28 protein-coding genes are annotated in these 25,079 nt (G+C 29.8%); all 28 read right to left on the reverse strand.

What is annotated here, in order from left to right:
- Positions 1 to 11 precede the first annotated feature (11 nt).
- Positions 12 to 2,045, reverse strand: coding sequence for a chemotaxis protein CheW (locus ABWP20_RS08105; protein ID WP_353095287.1), 2,034 nt, complete (start codon positions 2,043 to 2,045; stop codon positions 12 to 14).
- 2 nt (positions 2,046 to 2,047) lie between these two features.
- Complete coding sequence (locus tag ABWP20_RS08110; RefSeq protein WP_353095288.1) at positions 2,048 to 3,097, reverse strand: protein-glutamate methylesterase/protein-glutamine glutaminase; 1,050 nt, start codon at positions 3,095 to 3,097, stop codon at positions 2,048 to 2,050.
- A complete protein-coding gene (locus tag ABWP20_RS08115; protein ID WP_353095289.1) occupies positions 3,098 to 3,760 on the reverse strand; it encodes a flagellar brake protein in 663 nt (220 codons plus the stop codon).
- Complete coding sequence (locus ABWP20_RS08120) at positions 3,761 to 4,654, reverse strand: MinD/ParA family protein (RefSeq protein WP_353095290.1); 894 nt, start codon at positions 4,652 to 4,654, stop codon at positions 3,761 to 3,763.
- On the reverse strand, positions 4,647 to 5,732 hold the full coding sequence (locus tag ABWP20_RS08125; protein ID WP_353095291.1) for a flagellar biosynthesis protein FlhF: 1,086 nt from the start codon (positions 5,730 to 5,732) through the stop codon (positions 4,647 to 4,649). Before ABWP20_RS08125 ends, ABWP20_RS08120 begins: the two co-directional genes overlap by 8 nt.
- Complete coding sequence (gene flhA / locus ABWP20_RS08130; protein ID WP_353095292.1) at positions 5,732 to 7,759, reverse strand: flagellar biosynthesis protein FlhA; 2,028 nt, start codon at positions 7,757 to 7,759, stop codon at positions 5,732 to 5,734. Before flhA ends, ABWP20_RS08125 begins: the two co-directional genes overlap by 1 nt.
- Positions 7,760 to 7,770: 11 nt before the next feature.
- On the reverse strand, positions 7,771 to 8,853 hold the full coding sequence (gene flhB, locus ABWP20_RS08135) for a flagellar biosynthesis protein FlhB (protein WP_353095293.1): 1,083 nt from the start codon (positions 8,851 to 8,853) through the stop codon (positions 7,771 to 7,773).
- A gap of 15 nt (positions 8,854 to 8,868) precedes the next feature.
- A complete protein-coding gene (gene fliR / locus ABWP20_RS08140) occupies positions 8,869 to 9,636 on the reverse strand; it encodes a flagellar biosynthetic protein FliR (RefSeq protein WP_353095294.1) in 768 nt (255 codons plus the stop codon).
- Positions 9,637 to 9,646: 10 nt separating this feature from the next.
- Positions 9,647 to 9,916: a flagellar biosynthesis protein FliQ gene (gene fliQ / locus ABWP20_RS08145; RefSeq protein WP_353095295.1), complete on the reverse strand. Its 270-nt coding sequence runs from the start codon at positions 9,914 to 9,916 to the stop codon at positions 9,647 to 9,649.
- A gap of 10 nt (positions 9,917 to 9,926) precedes the next feature.
- Positions 9,927 to 10,685 (reverse strand): flagellar type III secretion system pore protein FliP, encoded by a 759-nt coding sequence (gene fliP, locus ABWP20_RS08150; protein ID WP_353095296.1) that lies wholly within the window; start codon positions 10,683 to 10,685, stop codon positions 9,927 to 9,929.
- A gap of 14 nt (positions 10,686 to 10,699) precedes the next feature.
- A complete protein-coding gene (locus ABWP20_RS08155) occupies positions 10,700 to 11,170 on the reverse strand; it encodes a hypothetical protein (RefSeq protein ID WP_353095297.1) in 471 nt (156 codons plus the stop codon).
- A 3-nt stretch (positions 11,171 to 11,173) separates the two neighbouring features.
- On the reverse strand, positions 11,174 to 11,536 hold the full coding sequence (locus ABWP20_RS08160; protein WP_353095298.1) for a response regulator: 363 nt from the start codon (positions 11,534 to 11,536) through the stop codon (positions 11,174 to 11,176).
- 23 nt (positions 11,537 to 11,559) lie between these two features.
- Positions 11,560 to 12,729 carry a flagellar motor switch phosphatase FliY gene (gene fliY, locus ABWP20_RS08165; RefSeq protein ID WP_353095299.1) on the reverse strand — a complete coding sequence of 390 codons (1,170 nt, stop codon included), beginning with the start codon at positions 12,727 to 12,729 and terminating at the stop codon, positions 11,560 to 11,562.
- A complete protein-coding gene (gene fliM / locus ABWP20_RS08170) occupies positions 12,719 to 13,717 on the reverse strand; it encodes a flagellar motor switch protein FliM (RefSeq protein WP_353095300.1) in 999 nt (332 codons plus the stop codon). The genes fliY and fliM overlap by 11 nt, the downstream gene beginning before the upstream one ends.
- Before the next feature lie 13 nt (positions 13,718 to 13,730).
- Entirely contained in the window at positions 13,731 to 14,147 is a 417-nt protein-coding gene (locus tag ABWP20_RS08175; protein WP_353095301.1) for a flagellar basal body-associated FliL family protein, read from the reverse strand.
- Between the two features lie 22 nt (positions 14,148 to 14,169).
- A complete protein-coding gene (locus ABWP20_RS08180) occupies positions 14,170 to 14,892 on the reverse strand; it encodes a flagellar motor protein MotB (RefSeq protein ID WP_353095302.1) in 723 nt (240 codons plus the stop codon).
- A complete protein-coding gene (locus ABWP20_RS08185) occupies positions 14,892 to 15,677 on the reverse strand; it encodes a motility protein A (protein ID WP_353095303.1) in 786 nt (261 codons plus the stop codon). The genes ABWP20_RS08180 and ABWP20_RS08185 overlap by 1 nt, the downstream gene beginning before the upstream one ends.
- Positions 15,678 to 15,680: 3 nt before the next feature.
- The gene (locus ABWP20_RS08190; RefSeq protein ID WP_353095304.1) at positions 15,681 to 15,893 is read right to left on the reverse strand and encodes a flagellar FlbD family protein; all 213 of its coding nucleotides are present in this window, start codon (positions 15,891 to 15,893) and stop codon (positions 15,681 to 15,683) included.
- Between the two features lie 56 nt (positions 15,894 to 15,949).
- On the reverse strand, positions 15,950 to 17,347 hold the full coding sequence (locus ABWP20_RS08195) for a flagellar hook protein FlgE (RefSeq protein WP_353095305.1): 1,398 nt from the start codon (positions 17,345 to 17,347) through the stop codon (positions 15,950 to 15,952).
- A 76-nt stretch (positions 17,348 to 17,423) separates the two neighbouring features.
- Entirely contained in the window at positions 17,424 to 17,804 is a 381-nt protein-coding gene (locus ABWP20_RS08200) for a TIGR02530 family flagellar biosynthesis protein (RefSeq protein ID WP_353095306.1), read from the reverse strand.
- 15 nt (positions 17,805 to 17,819) lie between these two features.
- On the reverse strand, positions 17,820 to 18,239 hold the full coding sequence (locus ABWP20_RS08205; protein ID WP_353095307.1) for a flagellar hook assembly protein FlgD: 420 nt from the start codon (positions 18,237 to 18,239) through the stop codon (positions 17,820 to 17,822).
- A 14-nt stretch (positions 18,240 to 18,253) separates the two neighbouring features.
- A complete protein-coding gene (locus tag ABWP20_RS08210) occupies positions 18,254 to 19,576 on the reverse strand; it encodes a flagellar hook-length control protein FliK (RefSeq protein WP_353095308.1) in 1,323 nt (440 codons plus the stop codon).
- A complete protein-coding gene (locus tag ABWP20_RS08215) occupies positions 19,577 to 20,830 on the reverse strand; it encodes a MotE family protein (protein WP_353095309.1) in 1,254 nt (417 codons plus the stop codon).
- Between the two features lie 11 nt (positions 20,831 to 20,841).
- On the reverse strand, positions 20,842 to 21,279 hold the full coding sequence (gene fliJ, locus ABWP20_RS08220; RefSeq protein WP_353095310.1) for a flagellar export protein FliJ: 438 nt from the start codon (positions 21,277 to 21,279) through the stop codon (positions 20,842 to 20,844).
- Between the two features lie 24 nt (positions 21,280 to 21,303).
- Positions 21,304 to 22,629 carry a flagellar protein export ATPase FliI gene (fliI, locus tag ABWP20_RS08225; RefSeq protein WP_353095311.1) on the reverse strand — a complete coding sequence of 442 codons (1,326 nt, stop codon included), beginning with the start codon at positions 22,627 to 22,629 and terminating at the stop codon, positions 21,304 to 21,306.
- A 4-nt stretch (positions 22,630 to 22,633) separates the two neighbouring features.
- Positions 22,634 to 23,413 carry a FliH/SctL family protein gene (locus tag ABWP20_RS08230; protein ID WP_353095312.1) on the reverse strand — a complete coding sequence of 260 codons (780 nt, stop codon included), beginning with the start codon at positions 23,411 to 23,413 and terminating at the stop codon, positions 22,634 to 22,636.
- A complete protein-coding gene (fliG, locus tag ABWP20_RS08235) occupies positions 23,406 to 24,410 on the reverse strand; it encodes a flagellar motor switch protein FliG (protein ID WP_353095313.1) in 1,005 nt (334 codons plus the stop codon). Before fliG ends, ABWP20_RS08230 begins: the two co-directional genes overlap by 8 nt.
- A 12-nt stretch (positions 24,411 to 24,422) precedes the next feature.
- On the reverse strand, positions 24,423 to 25,079 hold a 657-nt coding region (locus ABWP20_RS08240; RefSeq protein ID WP_353095314.1), incomplete at its 5' end, for a flagellar M-ring protein FliF C-terminal domain-containing protein.

A 25,079-nucleotide genomic window follows, 5' to 3' on the forward strand; every position in this document is an offset into this window, starting at 1 on the left:
TGACTCCCCCCTTATATTATCGAATTAACATCTAAAATTAATGAAATATTACCGTTACCAAGAATTGTAGCACCAGATAAATATTTTACTCCAGATAAATATTTTCCTAAACTTTTTATAACTATTTCCTGTTGTCCAATTAAATCATCAACTATTAAGCCAGCCTGTTTATCTCCCTTTTTAACTACAACTACAATTAATTCATCATTTTCTCTATCATCTTTAATGCCTAACATATCCTTTAATCTTATAATAGGCAACGTCATATTTCTATATAATACAACTTCTTGACCTTGTACATCTGTTATTTGGCTGCTTGAAATATTAATTATTTCAGTAATAGAACTTAAAGGAATTGCATATATTTCTTCACTTAGTTTTATAAGTAATGCTTGAATTATAGCTAATGTTAAAGGAATTCTGATTATAAACTTACTTCCTTTGCCTTTTACACTTTGTATTTCTATATTTCCATTTATTGATTCAATTTTACTTTTAACAACATCAAGTCCAACACCTCTACCTGAAACATCAGATATAGTCTCAGCCGTACTAAAGCCAGGCCTAAATAATAAGTTAATACAATCTTCTACTGACAAACTCTCCGCTTCTTTTTCATCTATTACTCCTTTTTCAATTGCCTTCTTTTTGATTAAATTATGGTCCATTCCCTTTCCATCATCTTCTACTTCAACTACAACATTGTTACCATCTGGATAGGATTTAAGTATAACAGTTCCAGTTTCAGGTTTTCCAGCTTTGATTCTATCTGCAGGAAGTTCAATTCCATGGTCGATAGAATTCCTAATCATATGAATTAAAGGATCTCCTATTTCATCAATGACGGTTCTATCTACTTCAGTATCTTCACCACTCATTTCTAAATCTATTTCTTTTCCTAGCTCCTTTGATAAATCTCTCACTAATCTTGGGAACCTGTTAAAAACTCTTTCAATTGGAACCATTCTAACCTTCATTACAGCATCATGCAAATTAGTAGTTATTCTCTCTAAATACTCAATTGCTTCTATCATATTTTCACCAGTTGTTCTTTCACTTAAATCGTCCATTCTGGTTTTAATTATTATCAATTCACTGACTAAATTCATTAAGTTGTCTAACCTATCTATATCTACCCTAACTGTTTTACCTATTTTTCCCGCATGACTTTGGGTTGTTTTTTCATTCTTCTCCTTATGCTCAGCTTTTGAAACTTTAGAATTGTTAGGTTTTTGCGATTCGCTAGATTTAGGTTGACTATCTTGACTACTTTGACTAACTTGATTGTCTTGACTATTAGAATTAACATTTTCAAAATTCGATAAATTGATTTGCTCTACTTCTGAAATTTGATTTAATTCATTTAAAATATTTGCCTTTTCATAACTACTTACCAACATAACAGAAAATCCTAAATCAAATTTTTCATCTTCAATATCTTCTACAGAAGGATTGGAATAAATTATCTCGCCGAAACTTTCTAGAGTATTAAATATGATAAATGCCCTAGCAGCTTTTAACATGCAGGATTCATTTAATACAAAATCTATATTATAGATATTTAGGCCTTCTTTTTCAGCCTTATCCACTACTTCTAAGACAAATTTATCAATATTCAATTCATTTATCTCATTGCCATTTTGTTTTGTATTTTTTTCTTTATTCAATAAATTTGTTAACTTATCTATTAATGGTTGATTTGTATCATCATCCTCTGTTCCATAATCAATAATATGATTTACTGAAGAGTCTAAAGTATCAAAACACTCAAATAAAATATCAATTATTTCTTCAGATAATTCGATATCATTATTTCTTGCAGCCTGTAAAACATTTTCCATCTCATGAGTTAAATTAGCCATATTATGAAATCCCATAGTACCTGACATACCTTTAATTGTATGAGCCACTCTAAAAATTTCATTTATATTTCCTAAGTGAGAAGGATTTTTTTCTAATTCTAATAAAACATCATTCATACTTTGCAGATGTTCCTTTGCTTCTTCAACAAATATGTTTATATATTGACTAATATCTAAATCCATAACTACACCCCCACTTTATTTATTATTTTATCTGCAATCTTATCTATAGGTAATATTACATCTATACAATTTGTAGCAATAGCCGATTTAGGCATACCAAATACGACTGAAGTTGTTTCATCTTGAGCTATAGTATAACTACCAGCTTGTCTCATCTCAATTATGCCCTTTGTTCCATCAGAGCCCATACCGGTTAAAATAACTCCTGTTTTAGAATATCCATTGATTCTCGCTACTGATTCCATCATCTTATCAACAGTTGGTCTCAAACCCATAACTTGAGGCTCTTTATTTAATCTTATTACAAGACCTTTTTCTTCTTTCATTATAGTCATATGATAATCTCCTGGAGCAATATATCCCCATCCCCTTGACAATATATCTCCTTCTTCAGCTTCTTTAATTCTTATATTTGAAATAGAATTTAATCTATCAGCTAAAGATTTAGTAAATTTAGGTGGCATATGTTGTACTATTACAATTGAAGCATTAATATTTGCAGGTAATTCTGGTATTAAAGTTTGTAATGCCCTTGGTCCACCTGTAGAAGTTCCAATAGCTACAATATTATTAAAATTTTCATGTATAATATCGGACCTATCTTTAAATATCTTTATTGGACTTATTTTTTTAATAGGCTTTCTATTATAAAGTTTTGACCTTGACCCAGCTTTGACTTTTTCTATAATCTCTCTTTTAATATCTTCTTGACTTAAACTAAAAACATTTGTAGGTTTGGGTAAGAAATCAACAGCGCCTTCATCTAATGCCTTTAATGTAAGTTCAGCACCTTCAGAAGTTAAAGAACTAATCATGATGACAGGTAAATTACTGTGTTTTATCACTATATGTTTTAATGTTGTTAATCCATCCATTAGAGGCATTTCTATATCTAAAGTTACTATATCTGGTTTTAAAATTTCTATCTTTTCTAATGCTTCTTGTCCATTTTTTGCAGTACCTATAACTGATATCTCAGAGTCTGAACTAAGAATATCAGTTAGTATCTTCCTAATTAGAGCAGAATCATCTACTATCAAAACTTTTATCATCTAAATCAATCCTTTTAATCTTAAGATTCTTTGTCTTTCAAAAATATATTTTATAATTAAATCCCTGTCCTCTTCATTTATTTCTATAAATGAAACCCCAATACTAAATTTATAATTAAGACTTTCTATTTCTTCCGACCTTACAACTAATGCCTTAGACTTTATGACTGAGTCTCCTATTTTCAATGAACAAACTACTTCATCATCTACCTCATGTTCATAATTGCAATAAAGCTTCATCCCACCACCAGAAATATTAATAGTCTCACAGGATTCTACAATTACCTCAATATTGTCTCCTTTAACTATTGAGTGCTCCTTATCTACACTTAATGTTTCTAAGAGTCTATAATAATTTCTCTGTTGAATATTTCTTGTTTCTGATATTCTTAATAATCTTAATGCATATATTGGAGAATTGTTTCTAGATAAAACTTTGGCAAGAAAATAGTGTCTTCCCATATTTTCAACATTATAGCAAATCTCTATTTCTTCATCATTATGTATAAAAACCAAATTATTTTGCTTAATTGGTCCACTAATTATTAGTTCTCCAGTTTCAATTATATCTAAAACCTGAGACGGATAAACTTCTTCATTATCTTTTAATCTTGTTATTTCTATTTTTGTACCAATATTTAAAAACTTAAAATCAGAGCCCATTTAATCACCTCTTTTTAAAAACACATCTAATATCTTTTTAGCAAAGCTTTTCTTGTCACTTTCTGCTTCCGAATTTTTTTCACCTAAACAATCTATAGCCATGGCATTTATTCTTTTTGAGATAGAATTATTAGGGTGAGAAACTATAAAAGGCGTTTGATTTCTAACGGCATAATTAACTAAATCACTTTTTTCTATATATCCTAAATATCCGATTTGAATCTTTAAAAATTTATTAGAAGCATTGTATAATTTGTCAAAAATTCCTTTACCTTCTTTTCTATCCTTAACTAAATTAGAAACAATACTAACTTTTCCACTAAATCCAGTATAAGTTATAGACTTTATTAAAGTATAAGAATCCATAAGAGATGTTGGATCTGGTGTACAAATAACGATTACTTCATCAGATGTCATAATAAAATCAGTTACAGAGTTTGAAATTCCAGCCCCTGTATCTATTATTATATAATCAGTAGAGGTTTGTAATTTCTCAATTTCTTTAATTAATTTTGAAAAATTATCATCTTTTAATAAATTTAATTCCTTTAAACCAGAGCCTCCAGAAATAATCTTTATCCCCTCTGGACCATTATTCATTATTTCAAATATATCCTTATCGGAATAGATTATATCTGATATAGTATTAGTAACATCAATACCTGCTAATATCTCAATATTACTTAATCCTATATCAGCATCCATTACAACAACTTCATATCCTAATCTTCTAAGAGATATAGAAAAATTAACAGCAAAATTTGTCTTTCCAACTCCACCCTTTCCACTAGATATTGCAATAACCTTAGCCTTATCTTGGGATAATATTTTAGTTTCATTGTTTAAATCTCTTGATTGCATAATTTTTCGTAGTTTTTCTGCTTGATCAATCATTTCTATTCTCCTCAACAAGCTTCTCAGCAATACTTTCAACATTGACAACTTCAATGTCATCTGGTACATTTTGTCCTGTAGTAAAATATGAAAGTTGCTTATTAGTAACATATCTAATATTTAAGATATTTCCATAGGTATCAGCTTCATCAATCTTAGTGACGATTAATCTATAATCTTCTAAGAAACTATATTTATCTACTAAGGATTTTAAGGCTTTATAATCTACAGTCCCATTAATTAACAAAAAAACCTCTTTTGATTTAGCTGTATTAAGTATTTCTTTTAACTCTTCCAATTGTGATAAATCATTATGATTCCTTCCTGCCGTATCAACCAAAATAATATCTTTTTCATTGAATTTATTAATTGCCTTTATCATTTCACTTCCATTATATGCTATTTCTAAAGGTAATTGCAAAATATCACTATAGATTTTTAATTGTTCCACTGCTGCAACTCTATATGTATCGGAAGTAATTAGTCCAACATCATATTTATCTTTGAGAATAAAATTTGCAGCTATTTTAGCCAGAGTTGTAGTTTTTCCTACACCAGTAGGTCCAACAAAAAAAACAATTTTTTGACCACTAGATAAGCCGATGGGTTCAGGGCTTCCTAGTCCTTCAGCTAAACTATATTTTATTATATTTTTAATTGTATCATAATCTTTCCCATCTATGTTAATTTGATTTTCAATCTTTCTTAATAAATCTATAGCGACCTCAGAATTTATACCGTTACTTATAAGTATACTATAAAATCTTTTTAAAATGGGCGAAAAAATTTGTTCTTCAGTTCTATTTACTGGGAAGCTCATCATAAGCTCTTTTAATTCAACTAATTCTTGATTAATCTCATTTAATTTATTTTCATAAGGCTTGATAGGATTTTTATCCAATAAGTCCTTATCTTCAAAGGCCGCCGTAATTTCAACTAAAGGTTTCTTGAAATATCCAAATAATCCTTTATGCCTAATACTCTTTGTATTTAATACAATGGCATCAGAACCTAATTCCATCTTTAGTTTTAACATGGCTTCATGAGCTGTTTGTCCAATATATTTTTTAATCTTCATTATATACCTACCATCCCAACTGATTGAACCTCTACTGAGGATTCAAGTTCATTATAAGATATCACAATTATATCTCTAGTCATTTGTTCCGTTAGCTTTTTAAAATACAATCTAACAATTGGTGCTGTAAGCACTATAGGCTGTTCACCAATAGAGGTAAGCTTTTGAATTGTTTTAAATGTATTGTTTAAAATTGTTTGCGCATTATTAGGTTCTATTGATAAATATGAACCTGTTTCAGTTTTATTAATTGAACTCATAATAAGTTCTTCCACTTGATTGTCCAATGTTACTACACTTAAATTATTGTTCTCAACATATTTATTAGTTATATATCCAGACATTTTTTGTCTAACATACTCTGTAAGTAAATCTGTATCACTAGTAATATTTCCATAATCTGCTAAAGTTTCTAGTATTGAAACCATATCCCTTATACTTATTTGTTCTCTAAGTAAGTTAGATAAAACCTTTTGAACTTCACCAAGGGACAATACCTTAGGTACTACTTCTTCAACAACAGCAGGATATTCCTCCCTGACATTTTCAATTAAAGTCTTAACATCCTGTCTTCCAATAAGTTCATAAGCTTTTTCCTTTATTACTTCTGTTAAATGAGTAGCTATTACAGAAGGAGGGTCAACTACAGTATATCCAAATACTTCTGCTTTTTCTCTTTCTTTTTCTGTAATCCATTTAGCTGGTAACCCAAATGCAGGTTCTACAGTATCTATACCTTCTATATTACCTTCCCCTATACCTGAATCCATTGCTAAATAATGATCAAAATAAACTTCACCCTTTGAAACTTTAACACCTTTTACTTTAATTATATATTCATTTGGATTTAATTGAATATTATCTCTCAATCTAACTATGGGAACAACTAATCCTAGTTCCATTGCAATCTGACGTCTAATCATTACAATCCTATCTAATAGATCTCCCCCTTGATCAACATCTGCTAATGGTATCAATCCATATCCAAATTCAAGTTCAATATCGTCAACTTTTAATAGCCCTAATACATTTTCTGGTTTCCTTAGTTCCTCTGCTTCTGACATCTCCATTACTGGTTCAACTATTTCATCTTTAATAACTTTTTTCGTTTTTAACCCAGCAGCAATAAATATAGCCCCTAATAAAATATTTGCAAATTTAGGTAAGGGTGTGAATATTCCAAGCATAATCATAACCCCACCAATTATGTATAAAATAATTGGATTATTAGAAAATAGTTGCTTAATCAAGTCTTGTCCCAAATTTGATTCTGATGCTGATCTCGTAACTACTAAACCAGTAGCTGTTGAAATAAGCAATGCTGGAATCTGGCCTACTAATCCATCTCCAACTGTAAGCAATGTATATTTTTGAAGAGCTTGACTAAGTGGCATACCTTTTCCTATAATTCCAATAAGGAAACCTGCACCAATGTTTATTATAGTAATAATAATCCCAGCAATTGCATCACCTTTTACGAATTTACTAGCACCATCCATTGCACCATAAAAATCAGCATATCTTTGTACATCTTTTCTTCTTTGCTTTGCTTCTTCTTCAGTAATTAGCCCAGAATTCAAATCAGCATCTATCGCCATTTGTTTACCAGGCATTGCGTCCAAAGTAAATCTAGCTGCTACTTCTGAAACACGCTCAGCACCTTTAGTAATTACTAAAAAGTTTATGATTACAATTATGAAAAATATTATAAAACCGACAACATAGTTTCCTCCAATTACAAAGTTTCCAAAAGCTTCAATAACTGCACCAGCATCTGCTTCTAGAAGAATACCTCTCGTAGTTGAAATATTAAGGGCAAGTCTAAATAATGTTGTTAACAGTAGTAAAGATGGGAAAATAGTTATCTTTAATGCATCTTCAGAATACATAGATAACAACAAAATCAATAAAGATAGAGAAATATTTAAACTTAACAGAAAATCTAGGAAACCCGTATTTATGGGTATTATAATGATAAGTATTATTCCAATTATAGCTAAAGCTACTAATATATCTCCTAATTTCATTTCCTATCCTCCTAGAATTCATCTTTTAAACTATAAACATATGCTAAGACTTCGGCAACAGCCTCATAAAGGTCCTCAGTTATTACTTCACCTATTTCAATAGAATCATATATAGCACGAGCCAAGGGCCTATTTTCCACAATTGGTATCATGTTTTCCTTAGCTATCTTTTTTATATTTTGAGCTATTACATCTACTCCTTTACCTAAGATATAAGGTGCATCAAACTTATCTTTATCATATTTTATAGCCACTGCATAATGAGTAGGATTGGTTATTATTACATCTGCTTTAGGAATATCCTGCATCATTCTACTCATTGCAATTTTTCTTTGTTTTTCTTTTATTTTACCTTTAACAAAAGGATCTCCTTCTGTTTGTTTATACTCTTCTTTTATCTCTTGTTTACTCATCATAAGATTTTTCTCATGTTCTCTCCATTGAAAGAAATAATCTAGAATTGATAGTATTAAAAGTACACCTAATATCCTTATAATAAAACTATAAATTAAATTAGAAAAATCTATAAATGACTCAAGAGTTTCCATACTAGAGTATTTAACGACTCTAGGCATTTGTTTATTTGCATATTTAAATGTAATATAGCCAACTAAAGTAACCTTTAATATAGACTTTACAAGTTCCTTTAAAGCTCTTTTTGAAAATATCTTTTTGAAACCTTCTACAGGGTTTAACCTATCTAATTTTATCTTTAAAGTTTTAGTAGTAAATAAAAAACCTACTTGAAAATAGTTGATAAGTAAAGAAGACAAAAATGCAACTATTAGAATAGGTGAACTTACTATTACAAAAACCATCGATATATTTAAAAAATTAATCATTAAATTATTATTATTGAAAAATGCTTCAAGGTCATTGATTTGACTAAACATTTCAATCATAAATCTCTTTAATTGACTATTCATTATTCCGCCGAAAATCTTTAGTCCTAGAAAACAAGAAAAAAGGATTACAACTGTATTTACCTCTTTACTCTGAAGTATTTGTCCTTCTTCCCTAGCATCCCTTCTTTTCTTCGGGGTAGGTTTTTCAGTTTTTTCGGAGAATAATTGTAAATTTATTTCTAATATCATATTATCAACCTTATATTAAGTCTTAATAAATTTATAAATATCATTAATCATTAAATCAAAAATACTGTTTATTATAGTAAAAAATACTGGCATACTAATTAAAATAATTAATAGCCCAATCAATACCTTCAATGGCATACCAACAACAAAAACATTCATTTGGGGAATAGTCTTGGAAATAATCCCTAAAACTACATCAGTAAGAAATATTATGGCTACTATTGGCGCACTTAATTTAAATCCAATCTCAAAAGATTTAGATAAAGTATTTACAATAATATTCATCGTATCTCCTGTATATTTAAAAGCACCAATCGGTAAAAACTTATAACTATCAACTAAAGCTGATATAATATAATGATGTCCATTAATACTTAATAATAAAAGAAATGATAATATATAATAGAAATTTCCCATCAAAGGAACTTGGGTTCTGTTCTGAGGATCTATTACATTGGCCATTCCAAATCCAATTTTCATATCAACGATTTGCCCCATTACATAAAAGGTTGAAAAAAAGGCATAAGATATAAATCCAATAATAATCCCCACAGTTAATTCTTTTATTATAAGTAATACTAATATCTCATTATTTAAATCAATAGACGTTGGTAAAACTGATGCAATCAATATAGATATTGAAAAAGACAATCCAATCTTCATTATATTTGGTATGTTTTGAGAACTAAAGAAAGGAGAAAAAATAAAAATCCCAGATGTTCTCACCATAACCAGTAAAAATAATTGATATTGGCTAAAAATCAAATTTATAATCGAATCCATAATAGCCACCTTAATAAATATAATTATTTATATTTGTAAGTAATCCTGATGTAAATTGGGTTATTAGCTTAATCATCCAAGGACCAAATAAAAGCAATGCCAAAAATACTGCAACAATTTTTGGCACAAATGCAAGAGTTGCCTCCTGTATTTGAGTAACTGCTTGAATAACACTAACTATTAATCCTACAACCAAACTAATTATCAACATGGGAGCAGACATAAAAAGTACAGTCCTTATTGCATCCTGTGCAAGTTTTAACATATCTACATTATTCATATAAACACCTCTACTTAAATCCAATTACTAATGATTTTACAATTAAATTCCACCCGTCAACAAGTATAAATAACAATATCTTAAAAGGCAAAGATATTATTACTGGTGGTAGCATCATCATACCCATTGCCATTAAAGTACTAGAAACTACCATATCGATAACTAAAAAAGGAATATATATAATGAATCCAATCTGAAATGCAGTTTTTAATTCACTTATTATAAAAGCAGGAATTAAAACATGTGTTGGTATTTCATTTAGATTACTTACATTTGCTGTGCCTTTCATACTCAAAAATAATCCTAAATCCTTATCCCTTGTTTGTTTAAACATAAAACTACGAATTGGCTTCATTGCTCTATCAATGGCCATATCTTGGGTTATTTCCTCTCCAACATATGGCTGAATTGCCTCTTTATTTATTTCAGTAGCAATAGGAGCCATAACAAAGAAAGTTAGAAATAGTGCTAACCCAATAATCACATGATTAGGAGGGGTCTGTTGAAGCCCTAGGGCATTTCTAATAAATGATAAAACAATAAGTATTCTAGTAAAACCCGTCATCATTATTAATAATGACGGAGCTAATGTAAGAATCGTTAAAACAAAAAGTAACTGAATAGAAAATACATAATTTTGTGGACTATTATTGTTCTCTAAGGTAACAGATTTCCCAAATAAGGATACAGATGGTTCTGCAAAGGCAATATTTGCAAATACAATTACTAAAACAATAGCTGAAATAATTATCTTAATGTTTTTTTTCATATTTCTTGCCTTCCTTATCCCTTTTTAATATTAATTTTATTAATTAAATTTTCTATTTTTTCACTTAACTTATGCTCATTTCCATTTTTGCTCAAATAATCATTTAAGCATTTATTGAATTTTTCTTCACAAATAGGAAATTCTTCTGCTTCAATTACATCAATAACACTGGTATTATTATTTGTTACGGATAAAATATATATCTTTTGATTTATCCTAGTTATGATAATCTTACATCCACCAGGAAGATTCATTACATCTAATAAATCAATATATTTACTAGATGTAAATCCCTTGTAATTCTTTGCTATAATTCTAGTTCCATATATTGTAAAGAGTATAACCAGTATAAATATTATCAAATAAAATATTAATTGAAAAACCATTTTTATTGGACTAATTTCATTGGCTTCTATAGCATAAGTTGGTAATCCCCATAAAATTAGAAAAATTGTCAAAACTAATATACTAATTTTTTTATACATTCTTTAGCTCAAAACCTTTTTTACAGCTTCCACAACCCTATCAGCCTGAAATGGCTTAACAATGAAATCTTTTGCTCCTGCTTGTATCGCTTCTATTACCATTGCCTGTTGTCCCATTGCAGAACACATTACAATTTTGGCGTTGCTGTTTATTTTCTTTATCTCTTTTACTGCCTGAATTCCATCCATTTCTGGCATAGTTATATCCATAATAACTAAATCAGGAGTCAACTCTTTATATTTTTCAACAGCTTTTAGCCCATTCTCCGCCTCTCCTAATATAGTAAATCCATTTTTAGATAAAATATCTTTTATCATCATTCTCATAAAAGATGCATCATCTACTAATAAAATTCCATTTGCCATAAAAAAACCCCCTATAAAAAATATTAAATAATCTTTCTATTTGAGCTTTCGATTTCTGTTACTCTGACACCAAAATTATCATCTATGACTACAACTTCTCCCTTAGCAATATATCTACCATTTGCATAGATATTTAAGGACTCTCCTACAAGCTTGTCTAACTCCACAACAGTTCCTTGTCCAAACTCTAGTATTTCACTGATCTTTTTATGAGTTCTTCCTAATTCTACTGTTATTTCAACAGGAATATCTCCAACTAAATCAATAGAGCTGCTTTGTGGAGAAGCAAAAGATGTATCAAAACTTTGAAATTCGGGTCTTTTAACCGTAATCTTTTCCTCATTTGTTTTACTAATATTATTATAATTCATATTCTCAGTTCTAGCAATATCCTTTACTGGTGTTTGCGGTATATTGTAGGCTTCTTTCATTATTTCTTGTACTGGACTTTCGTATTCTTTACTAATGTCATGTGATTCAACTGATTCCTCCTCAGAAACATCAGGAGAACCACCTATTAGTTTTTCAACCATAGATTTTCCAAATTCTAATGGGACTAACTGCATAATATTGCTATCTATTAAATCTCCTATTACCATCTTAAATGATATTTTAATAATTGGTGAAGATGAATTTAATAAATCAATTTTATTTTTTCCTTCTGCAAAGGTTATTTCAATAGATTTTGGAGGTTCAATATCTATTTTCTTCATAAACATTTCTGATAAAGATGTGGAAGATGAACCCATCATTTGATTCATAGCTTCACTAACAGCACTTAAATCTAATTCTGTTAGCTCTCTATCTGTATCAAAACTATCTTTACCCATCATAAGATCAGTAATTATCTTGGCATCATCTGTATTAAGTATTAAAATATTTGAACCTTTTAAACCCGCCTTGTAACTAACATCTATTGCTACAAGAGGTAATTTATAATCATCAGCTAATTCGTCGGCAGTTGTTAGGTTCACCCTAGGAGTAGTAATATTTACTTTTCTATTTAATAAAGTAGATAAGGTAGTCGCTGCTGTCCCCATGCTTATATTCCCAATTTCTCCTAAAGCATCTATTTCAACATCTGACAATAATTCTTCATAATCATCCTCGTAAAATTCTTCTGTAAATTCGTTATCTGAATCACCTGTTAATAGAGCGTCTATTTCTTCTTGAGATAACATATCACTTGCCATTTACAATTTCACCTTCCTTTAGAACTTCAACTATCTTAATAGCCATTTTTTTATTGCTTACACCTATTTCACCTTTAAATTTTATATTACTTCCAATCCTAATTGGAACCATATTATTTTTACTATCTTCTAATTTAATTGCATCTCCAATTTGTAAATTTAATATATCCCTTACTGAAATCTTTGTAGACCCTAACTCCGCTACTAAAGGAACTATAGTTTGCAGCATTCGCTCCCTTATGGCTCTTAACTCCTCATTAGAATGTTCTTTTGTTGATGTTGTAAACCAAAACTTCGTATTTAGTTTATCTAATATTGGCTCTAATAATATATATGGAATACAAACATTCATCATTCCTTCAATAGCTCCTATTTCTATATTCATAGTTATTAATGCAATAGTCTCATTAGGAGGAACTATTTGTGCAAACTGAGGATTAGTTTCAATTTTTTCTAGTACTGGCTTTAATTCAACAACATTACTCCATGCCTCTTTAATATCAATTACTATTTTCTCCATCATACTTTTTAAAAGAGATAATTCAATTTCTGTAAAGGCCCTTATTTCCTGTTTTTCAACTCCATCTCCACCTAGTAATCTATCGATTATTGTATAAATAATATTCGGAGAAATATCAATTAATATTTGTCCATTTAGCGGATTGAAATCTATAATATTTAAAAATGCAGGATTAGATAATGCGTTGCTAAATTCGCTATAGGCAAATTGATCTACTGTTAATATATTTATCTTAGCTGGCGCTCTAAGATATCCTGTTAAAAAAGTCTGCATATGTCTTGCAAAATTTTCATGTATAACTTCCAATGTCCTCAATTGTTCTTTAGAAATTTTTTGAGGATTTCTAAAGTCATATTTCTTTATTTTCTTGGAACTATCGACTTCTTGAATTTCCTCAACATCAACCTCGCCAGAGCTAAGTGCATTGAGAAGGGCATCAATTTCAGATTGTGACATTACTTCAGACAATAGAACCCCTCCTCTACTGAATTATAAAATCATTAAAATATATATTCATAATACTTTCATCTTTAAACAACTCTACCATATTAGTTTTTATTTGATCTTGTAAGCTAACTTGTCCTTCTTTTCCTCGTAATTCTTCTTCTGTTAAAGTTGATATTATTTTATTGACATCATCTCTAATAAGAAACTGTTTTTCCGTTAACTCAGCAAGGGTTTTTTCGTTGCTAGTTTCCAAGGTAATTCTTATTTTTAATATCCTCTTGCTTTCTTTAATATTACAGTAAAGATCTTCCAGTGTTAAGGAATAAGTCTTTAGTTCCTTCGCCTTTTTCCCCCCCGAATTATTGGAAAAGAAAAATATGCCTACAGCTATACCAGCGATCAATGCTACCAACAAAATAATAACTATTATTAAAATATTATTTTTAGACATATTATCACCCCATTCTATTTTACTATGGCTCTAATTCTTCATAAGAATCTTTTAATATAACAATATCCACTCTTCTATTTTTAGCTTTATTTTCAGCTGTGTCGTTAGGTAAAATTGGTCTATAATAACTATATCCCGAAGAAGAAATTCTACTTCCTTCTATATTTTCAGCCTCAACTAAATATCTTAATACATTTGTTGCCCTAGAAGAAGATAATTCCCAGTTTGTTGGAAACTTCGACGATTTTACTATTTGGTCAGAATCAGTATGCCCTTCTACTTTGATTTGTTTATTTATAAATTCTTCTCTATTAAGAAGCTCTGCTACAGATTTTAAAATCTCCAATGATTCCGGTTTAATTGTTGCACTTCCAGAATCAAACAATACATTATCCATAAACCTAATAACAACGCCTCTCTCCTCAGGCTTTATTTCAAGCCTTTCTCCCAATCCCAAAGTTTCAGCATACTCATCTAAATTCTCAATAAGACTTTTAAGATCAGCTTCCATATCTGCATAATCTTCTATAGTATCTATAGGAATATCAATTGTAGTACCACCATTTAAAACTCCTGCACCACCTTGAAAGCTAGCCATTATACTTCGAAACTTTTCGGCATCTACATTAGAAAAAGAAAACAGAAGAATAAAGAAACACAGTAACAATGTAACTAAATCACTATAAGTGGTTAACCATTCTGGCGAACCTCCACCTGACTCCTCTTGTCTCCTACGCCTAGCCACTATGCTTCCTCCTTTCCAAATTCTTTTTTAATAGATACTCTCATTTCTGGTGGAATAAAAGTCTTTAGTTTCTCTTCAATTATTCTAGGGTTTTCTCCTGCTTGAATAGATAATAACCCTTCTATCATCAACTCTTTTATTAATACCTCTGATTTACTCCTAACATTTAGCTTTTTAGCCAATGGTAAAAATATAACATTAGCTAATAAAGATCCATAAAAAGTAGTTACCAAAGCTACAGACATATTTGGCCCTATTGCTTTTGGGTCATCCATTTTTTGAAGCATGTTTATTAATCCTATTAAGGTACCTAACATACCAAATGCAGGTGCAAATGCTCCCATGGCTTCCAAAGTACCTTGTCCTTGTCCATGTCTTTCTTCTAAAAACATAAGCTCAGTTTCAAGAATGTTTCTAACAAGATCTGGATCAGTTCCATCTACTATCAGCATAATTCCTTTTTTCAAGAAATCATCATCAAGCTTAGAAGCATATTCTTCTAGAGAAAGTAATCCTTCTTTTCTAGCAACATTAGCAAGATTAATTATATCTTCAATTATATCGTTTGCTGATGTAGACTTATACGTGAATGTTTTTTGAAGAACCTTTCCTATATTAGATATATCCTTTAATGGATATGCCATAAATGTGGCAGCTGCTGTGCCTCCTAATACAATAACAACCGATGGAAAATCCCAATAGTCTAATAAACTCCCTGACTGTAAAATTCCCCAAACTGTAAAACCAATTCCTGAAATCAAGCCTAAAACTGTTGCAATATCCAATCCTTACACCTCGTTTCCATTATATCTTCTTTCAAATATATGTATTTTAGCCTTATATTCTATTACCTTCTCTATTACTTTATCAACAGAGTCCGAAACTACAATCTTTTGTCCATTTGTTAGTGTAATAACAGTGTCTGGAGTGGCTTCTATGTAAAGTATCAATTCACTATTGACTACAAACTCCTTATCATTGAGCCTTTTAACCTTTATCATAACTATCCCACCTTTTTTATTAAATAGGGTAGATAACTCTACCCTATTTAAATAGATTATCTCTTCATATTAACTAATTCTTGCAGCATCTCATCTGAAGTTGTTATAATTCTTGAATTTGCTTGGAATCCTCTTTGAGTAGTTATCATCTCAGTAAACTCAAGAGATATATCTACATTAGACATTTCAAGATTTCCAGGACTTATTGCCCCAAATCCACTAGTACTCGCCTTACCAAGCTGTGCTTCCCCAGAGTTTCTCGTATCTACAAAGAAGTTTCCGCCAAGTTTTTGAAGTCCCATTGGGTTATCAAATTTAGCAAGCATAATTTGTCCTAATGCCTTTCTTTCTCCATTAGTAAATACTCCCTCAACAGTTCCTGTAGCATCTATTGCAAAACCTTCTAAAACACCTGAAGTATTACCATCTTGAGCATATGGCTTGATATCCATTTCATTTGCATATTGGGTTAAGTTCTTAAACGTATCAGGACTTTCTGAATCAAATAAAGTTATAGTCCTAAATGTTCCTGATTTTTTTTCTGCATCACTAATTGGCTTTCCATCTTTATCTAAATTAAATTTAATTTTATCATCAATTTTAAAATCAACAATCTTTGCTGGATTTGGCTTAGGATCTAAATCTTCACCATCTAGTTTAATCAATTTACCATCGTCATTAAAAGTTAATGTTCCCATTCCATTAGTTACTCCCGGAGCAGGTCCTGCAGTTTCTTTCCCATTAGCATCAACTGCCACAGAATAATTGCCAGTTGCTAAATCTGTTACTCTTTTAATCTTATAATCCCATTCATTTGCATTTGTAGTTTTAGTTAATTCAAACGTAATTTTATATGAATTTCCTAATGAATCTTTAACAACAGTATCAATCAAATTATTTTCGCCATCTTTTGCATTAGAATCCAAATTACCCTTAAAGTATATTAGTTCAGTTGCAGTAGGTGCTTTAGTTTCTGATTTATTAATCTTTATATTAGTTACATCAGACATTATGTTTCCATCATAGTCAGCTGCATATCCTAATACCTTAAATCCATCAGCTGTAACTAAATTTCCATCTCTATCTAGAGAAAAGTTTCCTGCTCTAGTATAGTATCTATTATTAAAGCTTGTATCATCAGATACTACAAAGAATCCTTCTCCATCTATCATTAAATCTGTAGGGTTATCTGTTCTTTGTCCTGGTCCTTTAGTATGAATTGTATTGATTGAACCTACTGCTGCACCCATACCTACTTGTTGAGGGTTTGTACCTCCTTTTCCACCTGCTGGTGCACTGGCTCCTCTTACTACTTGGCTAAATACTTCTTGAAAGGTAACTTGTCCTTTTTTAAAGCCCACTGTATTTACATTGGCTATATTGTTACCAATGGTATCCATCTTTCCTTGATGTATCCTCAGTCCTGATACGGCTGAGTACATTGACCTCATCATATTTTCATTCCTCCATTTTCCTGAGCAGATATAGACCGTCTGTCATTCAGGCCTAGATAACTTCCTATTGGTCCAGTTATATTATTACTGCTCCATCAATATTAGTAAATATATTATCTTTCAGCTGCTCTTTATTAACTGTTGTAATTACTATTTTATTGTTGATATTAGCTATAAAAGCTTTATCATCCATTAAAATTAAAGCATCCTTTACTCCCTTACTTTCTGCTTTATGAAATGCTGTTTTTAACCTGTTAATTTCATCTGTGGTTAAATTCATTTCTCTGCTATTTAATCTTTCAGTTGCATGTTTTGAAAACTTAATTTCTTCATCTTTGTTTTGAATTTTTTCTAATATATGTCCAAAATCTTTATTTAAATTGACTTGTTTTCTTCCTGTGGATTTCGATGAATTAATTAATTGATTTTCAAGTTGCCTAATATCTATTTTATTCATAAAAACAACTCCACATTAATCTTCTATTTTACTGCCCTCACCATCATTTTCCTCTGGTTTTTCTTCTACAGATTCTTCACCTTTATAAACTTCCATTGCCTTTTTTATATTTATTATTTCTTTTAATATTTCAACATTTGCATCTATTTGATTTTGATTCATTAATTTTAACATTTCTTTTGTTTCTTCAGATTTATCAACAAATGTTTTATTTAAGTTCTGCATTTGCTCTAAGGAACTAAATTGAGCTAACTGTGCAATAAACTCCCTATCTTCAATTGGATTAAGAGGGTCTTGATTAGCTAATTGTGTAGTTAATAGTCTTAAAAAAGCATCCTTATCTAAATCATTATTTGATGATTTAGCAGTATTTTTTTGTTTTTCTTGGTCTTTAAAATTATAAACATATTCCTTATATTCATTATTTACTTTCATTTTCCTCCTCCTCTCTATGCAAATAAGTTTAATCCATTTTCTACATATGTTTCATTGGTACTTGTCATATTCTCTACGGCTTGTTCCCCGTATCCTACTACTGCTTTTCTATCTTGAGATTTAATTTTTATCTTTTTATTATTTTGTTTTAAATTAAATTCTTTAGAGTTATGCTTATCAAAATCACTATTATTACCTACAAAAACTTCTACCGTCTTAATTTCTAATCCTGTTTCTTTGATTCCTTCTTTAAGTTGTATTAAGTTCCCCTCAATGATTTCTTTAGTTTTTTGATTATCAACCATAATCTTAGCTATAACTTCTCCTTTGACTACTTCAATATTCATAGTCATATCCCCTAATATTTCTGGTTTCAATTTAATTCTCATTTCATTTTTCACATCAGATAAATCAATTTTAGCACTCTCCACTATTTGCTGAATTACTTCTTTTTGGTCTATTATATCTAAATCTTCTAGTTTAATAAAATTATCCTTTTCAAACTTAATACCATTTTTATCCATGGAGATAAAGGATTCCATATTTAGTTTAATATCCTTATCTGTTTCTTCTAGCTCAGCAGTGTCAAGGTTTTCCTTAAATGAAGAAGAACTATGATTGTTATTCTTTTGTCCTAAATTAAATTCCATTTTTTCATCTGGCTGCTCAACATAATTTAAATTGCTTTCATTAACTATAGTCATCTCTTCATTATTTTCTTCTTTATTCCCATTTAGCAGTAATTTAAAATTAGTTTTAATCTCATTATTTGGAAGTTTGTCCTCTTTAACAGTATTATCTGTTATACCTGATTCATAATTTAGACCAATTTTATTAGTGTCAGCAATTTCTACATTTTCCTTTATAACAGTATCTAGAATTTGATTTTGTATAATTACTTCATTATTTTCATCTAAATTATTTTCTAAGTCTAATTCTATATCTAAACTTTCAACATTAGCATCCACATCTAATTTTGTTTCTTTATTCTCTATAGAATCATCTGCTATATTAATTGTATTAGTAAATAGAGACATTATATTTTCATATACTAAAGAATAGTCTTTATCATTCTCTTCTTCTATTACCACATCTGACTCTACATCCTTATTCTCATTCTGTACATTTCCTTCCTTAGATAAATCAATATCCTTCTTATCATTAAAATTCGAAGTGATTTTATTTGAATTATTTTGAGAAGAAACTTTATTATCACTCTTATTGTTTATAGATTCTAATGTAGATGAAAAATCCTTAGTTTTTATTAGATCTTTTTTAATACTTGATTCAGCATTTGATTTTAAGGAATTTTTGAAATCAAAAACTATAGCTTCCATTTATTCACCTCCTTGATTATTATTTTTAGGCTTAGCTAAAAGCCTTGTAATTTGAGAAGCCTTATCTGGCTCCATAAAATCTAAAACCTTTGATAAGGTTTGATTTTTCATTTTAGATAACACATCAACAATAATGATACTATCTGATAACTCATATACTTCTTCAGAATTTAGTTCAAAAGATGTTATTGTATCATTATTTTTCATCATTTGTTCAACAATCTTTGCTACTTTATCTGGAGACATCTTTTCATAAATAATAACTAGATCCTTTATTTTATTTCCATATTCATTTAAAAACTCCATGGCCTTACTAATATCACTAGTAATATTAGTATCAGATTTAGTTAGTTCCTCTTCACTCATTATTGATGCAAATAATTCTTCTATAAAAGCTTCATCTTTTATATTCGAGAGTAACTCTGCTGATTTTAAGACAGATAAGTTCTTATATATAATTCCTAATTTATATAATGAATAAGTATCTGTATTTCCTATTGCATTTATTGCAACATCAGCTGGTTTTGTTTCATATACCTTAGCTAAATCTATTAAAGTATTTACTTCTTTTGTTTTTTCATAAATAATTCCTTCAATTATCATTTTTTTATCTTCTTTAAAGGTATCTAAGATATAATTTCTTATATCCGAATCTACATAATAAAGTACTTCGCCTAATTTATCTTCTTTTATTTCAGATATTATCTTTAAAAATTCTCTATCAGCAAATCTTTTCTCTATTTCTAATAGAGATTTTAAAGTATCTTGCTTCTCAAATCTAGCTACTTCCGATAATAGTCTTTCTTTTTCTTCTTTCTGTGCATCATCATATATGGAAAACAATAAATCTTTTCTTAATTCCATATTTCGAATCTTAACCACTACATCTTCTGTTTTAGTTACTGAAATTGAATTCATTTCCCTAATAATATCTACATACAATTTCTCATCATCTTTTTTTATTATATACATTTTATCAGCAGCTATATTTGCATCAAGATTTATAAAATAATTTGATAAATAACTTATCTTTTCATTTTTTTCAGTTTCTGTAGGGTAGTTCTTAAAATATTCCCCTACAACTCCTGGCATCTTTGATAGTAAATTATTCATATTATTTTTAAACTTCTTATTGCTACTATAAATAAGACTTACAATAGCCAAAGGAACAACTATTAGGCTAATAACTACTATCGCTATTATCTTATGTACCTTATTATTCTTTTTGTCATTTTGTACTGTGGTTGTTTCCATAGATCTGCCCCCTATTTTTGGGTAGTACTATTAAATGTAACTATTCCATCAATTATTTTATCCTCATTTTTTTTAGCTTCGCAAAGAAACTCATTATAATCATTTTCTTTCAACTTTTCAAATACTTTCTTTTCTCTTACTGCAATAATCAATTCTTCTTTTGTTTTTTCAAGTTCTTCTTTAATATCAGAAATTATATTTTCTTGTTTTTTTATATTGGAAGATATATCTTGTAAATAATTATTATATAATTTTAAATTACCAGCACTAATGTTTTTAGTAGATTCATTTTTTCTAACAAGTAGATCTTCTTTATGAATACTATAATTCAATAGTTTTTCTTCTTCATCATTAAGTCTTTTATTAACATCTCCATATTCAGCCTTTTTTAGATTTTCTATATTTTCTTTATAATTTAGAACCTTTTCCAATCTAAAACTATAACCCATCAATTAATTTACCCCCATTATTAGCTATTTCATTTGGTTGTTAATATTATTCATAGCTTCTAAAGTTTCTTCAAAAGTCGAAGTTTTATAGGTTTCCTGCTTTAAAAAACTTTCTATATCATCTATTAAATCAATGGCTGTATCAATTTTTTTATTTGAACCTCTTTTATAAGCACCGATATTTATTAAATCTTCTGCCTCTCTGTATACTGCCATAATATCCTTCATAGAACTAGCTGCTTTTAAATGTTCTTTACTTGATATATTAGGCATTACTCTACTGATACTAGCAAGAACATCTATGGCTGGATAATGATTAGCATTTGCAAGTTTTCTAGATAAAACTATATGTCCATCTAATATTCCCCTTACAGTGTCAGTCACAGGTTCAGTTAAATCATCTCCATCTACTAATACAGTATAAAGTCCAGTAATAGTTCCTTTATCCGAAGCACCTGTCCTCTCTAATAGCCTTGGCATAGTTGCAAAAACAGATGGAGTATATCCCCTAGTTACAGGTGGTTCTCCTATAGCTAGTCCAATTTCACGTTGAGCCATTGCAAACCTTGTTAAAGAATCCATTAATAGCATTACATTTAATCCCTTATCCCTAAAGTATTCAGCAATTGCTGTAGTTACCATGGCGCCTTTTACCCTTATTAAAGCTGGCTGATCTGAAGTTACCACAACTAATACGGATTTTTTCAACCCTTCTTCTCCTAAATCGTTTTGGATAAATTCATTAACTTCTCTTCCACGTTCTCCTATTAGCCCGATAACATTGACATCAGCTGTACTATTTCGTGAAATCATACCCATCAAAGTACTTTTTCCTACTCCTGAACCAGCAAATATACCAACTCTTTGTCCTTTACCACATGTTAACAGTCCATCAATTGCCCTTATTCCTACAGATAGAGGCTCCTTTATAACTTTTCTTTCTAATGGACTCGGTGGAGAATTAGAGACAGGATAATATTTATTTGACTTAATCGGACCAAGTCCATCAATAGGATTTCCTAAACCATCAAGAACCCTCCCAATTAATTCCTCTCCTACATTTACCCTAAGAGTTTTGCCACTTCCAACAACCATACTTCCACTGGCAATACCTTCCATTTCTCCAAATGGCATCAAAAGTATTTTATCCCCTCTGAATCCAACTACTTCTGATGAAATTGGCTCACTGCTTCCATATGGATATATATAGCATAATTCACCAATTGTTGCCATAGGTCCATTAGATTCAATAGTAAGACCAGTAACTTCTGTTATTTTACCAGTATACTTAATAAATCTTTTTTCTTTTACAGCAGAAATATATTTTTTTATATTAATTGTATTTTCCATGTAATCACTCATTATTTAATATTGTAGTTAATAATTCTCTAACTTCATCTAACTGATTTTTAAGGCTTACATCAATATTTCCTTTAGATGTTTCTAAAATACAATCACCTTTTTCTAGAGAAATATCGTATCTAATATCTAGATGGGAAATCATACTAGCCTTAGCCAATATTTCATTTTTCGACATCTCTAATATACTAAAGTCCTCTTTAGAAGTAATAATAGTTAATTTATCTGTTAAATCCAGTTTATTAATTCCACTTAACACTAAAGAAATTATCATTTCATTATCTTCTTGATTTTTCTTATTTATTACTTTTTCATAAATACTAATGACTAATTCAATAATATCTTCTTCTAGTTCTTTCAATAAACCTTTCTTCTTATCTATATACCCATTTTTTATTTCCAATGCTTCATTTATTAGAGAGTCAGCCTTAATCTTTCCTTCATTATATCCTATTTCATAGCCTTCACTATATCCTACATCATATCCTTCAGTATATCCTGTTTCCTTAGCTTGTTCCAAAATTTCTTTTGACCTAGTATAAGCCATATCTATTATAGATTCTTTTTGATTTTCAGCTTCTTCTATTATTTTCAAGGATTCTTCTTTGGCATTATTGATTAATTCTTCATATTCTTTCTGTCCTTTAGCCCTTGCTTCTTCGATAATTGACTCTATGACTTCTTCATCAATCTTTTTTTTTTCGTCAGGTAAATCTTGTATAGGATTCGGCGTTTCTATTTCTACTACCCTAAAGGATTTTATAACATTAGACAATTACCTCATCCCCTCCTCTAGGAGTAATTATTTCTCCATCTTCCTCAAGTTTTCGGATAATATTAACTATATTTTGCTGTGCATCTTCTATATCCCTTATACGAACAGGACCCATAAATTCTATGTCTTCTTTTATCATCTCAACTAGACGTTTTGACATATTGGCAAATATAACATTTTTAACTTCTTCACTAGCACTTTTAAGAGCAATAGCCCATCCCGAATTGTCTATCTCTCTAATAATTCTTTGGATACTTCTATTATCAAGAGTGATAATATCTTCAAATACAAACATTCGTCTTCTAATTTCTTCACTTAACTCTACATCTTTAACATCTAAATCTTCCATTATATGTTTTTCCGTACCTCTATCTACAGAGTTCAAAATATCAACAACTGCTTGAATTCCTCCTGTAGTTGTATAGTCCTGCGCTAATATGTTTGAGAACTTACTTTCTAAAATATCTTCTATTTCCCTTACTACTTCTGGAGATGTTCTATCCATTATTGCTATTCTTCTCATTACATCTGATTGTTTCTCCTGCGGCAAAGATGAAAGAATCTGTGCCGCCTGTGTAGAACCTAAATAAGATAGTATCAAAGCAATCGTCTGCGGATGCTCATTTTGTATATAGTTTAGAAGCTGATTTGGATCTGCTTTCCTTATAAACTCAAATGGTCTTACATGTAAGGAAGATGTTAACTTATTAATTATATCCAAAGCCTTATCAGATCCTAAAGCTCTTTCTAATACATCCTTAGCATAATTAATTCCGCCTTCTGATATATACTCTTGAGCTAAACATATTTGGTAAAACTCTTCAATAACCACTTGTTTCTCCTCTGGAGAAACCATCCTCATATTTGCAATTTGTAAAGTTAATTCTTCTATTTCTTCCTCATTTAAGTGCTTAAATATCTCAGCAGATTTTTGAGGACCTAATGCTATAAGTAATATTGCTACCTTTTCTTTTCCATTAAATTGCCTTTTAGACATATTAAACCGCTCCTATTCATTTAACCAATTTCTAAGTAATTGAGCAACCGAATCTGGTTTCTTTTCAATAAATTTATCAATCTGAGCTTTCATTTTAGATTCCTCTGCATCAAAGTCAAGGTCTGCAACCTCCAATTCTATTGAAGATTTTTCTTCTAACATTCTTTCCAGCTCATCAGCAGCAGATCTCTTAGATTTAGATCTGAAATAAATAATCGTAATTATTGCTATTATTAATAATACTAATAAACCAATGCCAATATATAACCATTTATTTGATTTACTTTGAAGCCCATTAGCTGCCGCAACCTGTTTATTAAATCCTGCAGCCTTTACTTGAACCTGTTTTGTATCTAAACCAGTCGCTGCAAATATTAAATCAGAAAATTCCTTTTCTCTCTCAGGTGTCATTTCACCATCTACCAAAGCATCTTTATTTACCAGTACTGCTACAGTAACACTTTCTACTTGACCTGGCATCTTTTTAATTTCTTTATTTATCTCATTTAACTCATTATTTATTATTCGGCTTGCTTTATCATATCTACTAGAACCATTATCTATTGTAGCATAGTCCTCTACATTAGTATCAGTTCCTGGAACACCACCTGTAGCACCACCTACCATGTGTTCCTCCACTTCCTCTAATGAACGAATTAACCCTTCTTC

Origin of the sequence: Tissierella praeacuta, assembly GCF_040396155.1 — a bacterium.
Taxonomy (GTDB): Bacteria; Bacillota; Clostridia; order Tissierellales; family Tissierellaceae; genus Tissierella; species Tissierella praeacuta_A.

Bases quoted from the DNA above. Each gene is read 5' to 3' on its own strand.
- ABWP20_RS08105 (WP_353095287.1), bottom strand. From the start codon at position 2,045: ATGGATTTAGATATTAGTCAATATATAAACATATTTGTTGAAGAAGCA.
- ABWP20_RS08110 (WP_353095288.1), bottom strand. From the start codon at position 3,097: ATGATAAAAGTTTTGATAGTAGATGATTCTGCTCTAATTAGGAAGATA.
- ABWP20_RS08115 (WP_353095289.1), bottom strand. From the start codon at position 3,760: ATGGGCTCTGATTTTAAGTTTTTAAATATTGGTACAAAAATAGAAATA.
- ABWP20_RS08120 (WP_353095290.1), bottom strand. From the start codon at position 4,654: ATGATTGATCAAGCAGAAAAACTACGAAAAATTATGCAATCAAGAGAT.
- ABWP20_RS08125 (WP_353095291.1), bottom strand. From the start codon at position 5,732: ATGAAGATTAAAAAATATATTGGACAAACAGCTCATGAAGCCATGTTA.
- flhA (WP_353095292.1), bottom strand. From the start codon at position 7,759: ATGAAATTAGGAGATATATTAGTAGCTTTAGCTATAATTGGAATAATA.
- flhB (WP_353095293.1), bottom strand. From the start codon at position 8,853: ATGATATTAGAAATAAATTTACAATTATTCTCCGAAAAAACTGAAAAA.
- fliR (WP_353095294.1), bottom strand. From the start codon at position 9,636: ATGGATTCGATTATAAATTTGATTTTTAGCCAATATCAATTATTTTTA.
- fliQ (WP_353095295.1), bottom strand. From the start codon at position 9,916: ATGAATAATGTAGATATGTTAAAACTTGCACAGGATGCAATAAGGACT.
- fliP (WP_353095296.1), bottom strand. From the start codon at position 10,685: ATGAAAAAAAACATTAAGATAATTATTTCAGCTATTGTTTTAGTAATT.
- ABWP20_RS08155 (WP_353095297.1), bottom strand. From the start codon at position 11,170: ATGTATAAAAAAATTAGTATATTAGTTTTGACAATTTTTCTAATTTTA.
- ABWP20_RS08160 (WP_353095298.1), bottom strand. From the start codon at position 11,536: ATGGCAAATGGAATTTTATTAGTAGATGATGCATCTTTTATGAGAATG.
- fliY (WP_353095299.1), bottom strand. From the start codon at position 12,729: ATGGCAAGTGATATGTTATCTCAAGAAGAAATAGACGCTCTATTAACA.
- ABWP20_RS08175 (WP_353095301.1), bottom strand. From the start codon at position 14,147: ATGTCTAAAAATAATATTTTAATAATAGTTATTATTTTGTTGGTAGCA.
- ABWP20_RS08190 (WP_353095304.1), bottom strand. From the start codon at position 15,893: ATGATAAAGGTTAAAAGGCTCAATGATAAGGAGTTTGTAGTCAATAGT.
- ABWP20_RS08195 (WP_353095305.1), bottom strand. From the start codon at position 17,347: ATGATGAGGTCAATGTACTCAGCCGTATCAGGACTGAGGATACATCAA.
- ABWP20_RS08200 (WP_353095306.1), bottom strand. From the start codon at position 17,804: ATGAATAAAATAGATATTAGGCAACTTGAAAATCAATTAATTAATTCA.
- ABWP20_RS08205 (WP_353095307.1), bottom strand. From the start codon at position 18,239: ATGAAAGTAAATAATGAATATAAGGAATATGTTTATAATTTTAAAGAC.
- ABWP20_RS08210 (WP_353095308.1), bottom strand. From the start codon at position 19,576: ATGGAAGCTATAGTTTTTGATTTCAAAAATTCCTTAAAATCAAATGCT.
- ABWP20_RS08215 (WP_353095309.1), bottom strand. From the start codon at position 20,830: ATGGAAACAACCACAGTACAAAATGACAAAAAGAATAATAAGGTACAT.
- fliJ (WP_353095310.1), bottom strand. From the start codon at position 21,279: ATGGGTTATAGTTTTAGATTGGAAAAGGTTCTAAATTATAAAGAAAAT.
- fliI (WP_353095311.1), bottom strand. From the start codon at position 22,629: ATGGAAAATACAATTAATATAAAAAAATATATTTCTGCTGTAAAAGAA.
- fliG (WP_353095313.1), bottom strand. From the start codon at position 24,410: ATGTCTAAAAGGCAATTTAATGGAAAAGAAAAGGTAGCAATATTACTT.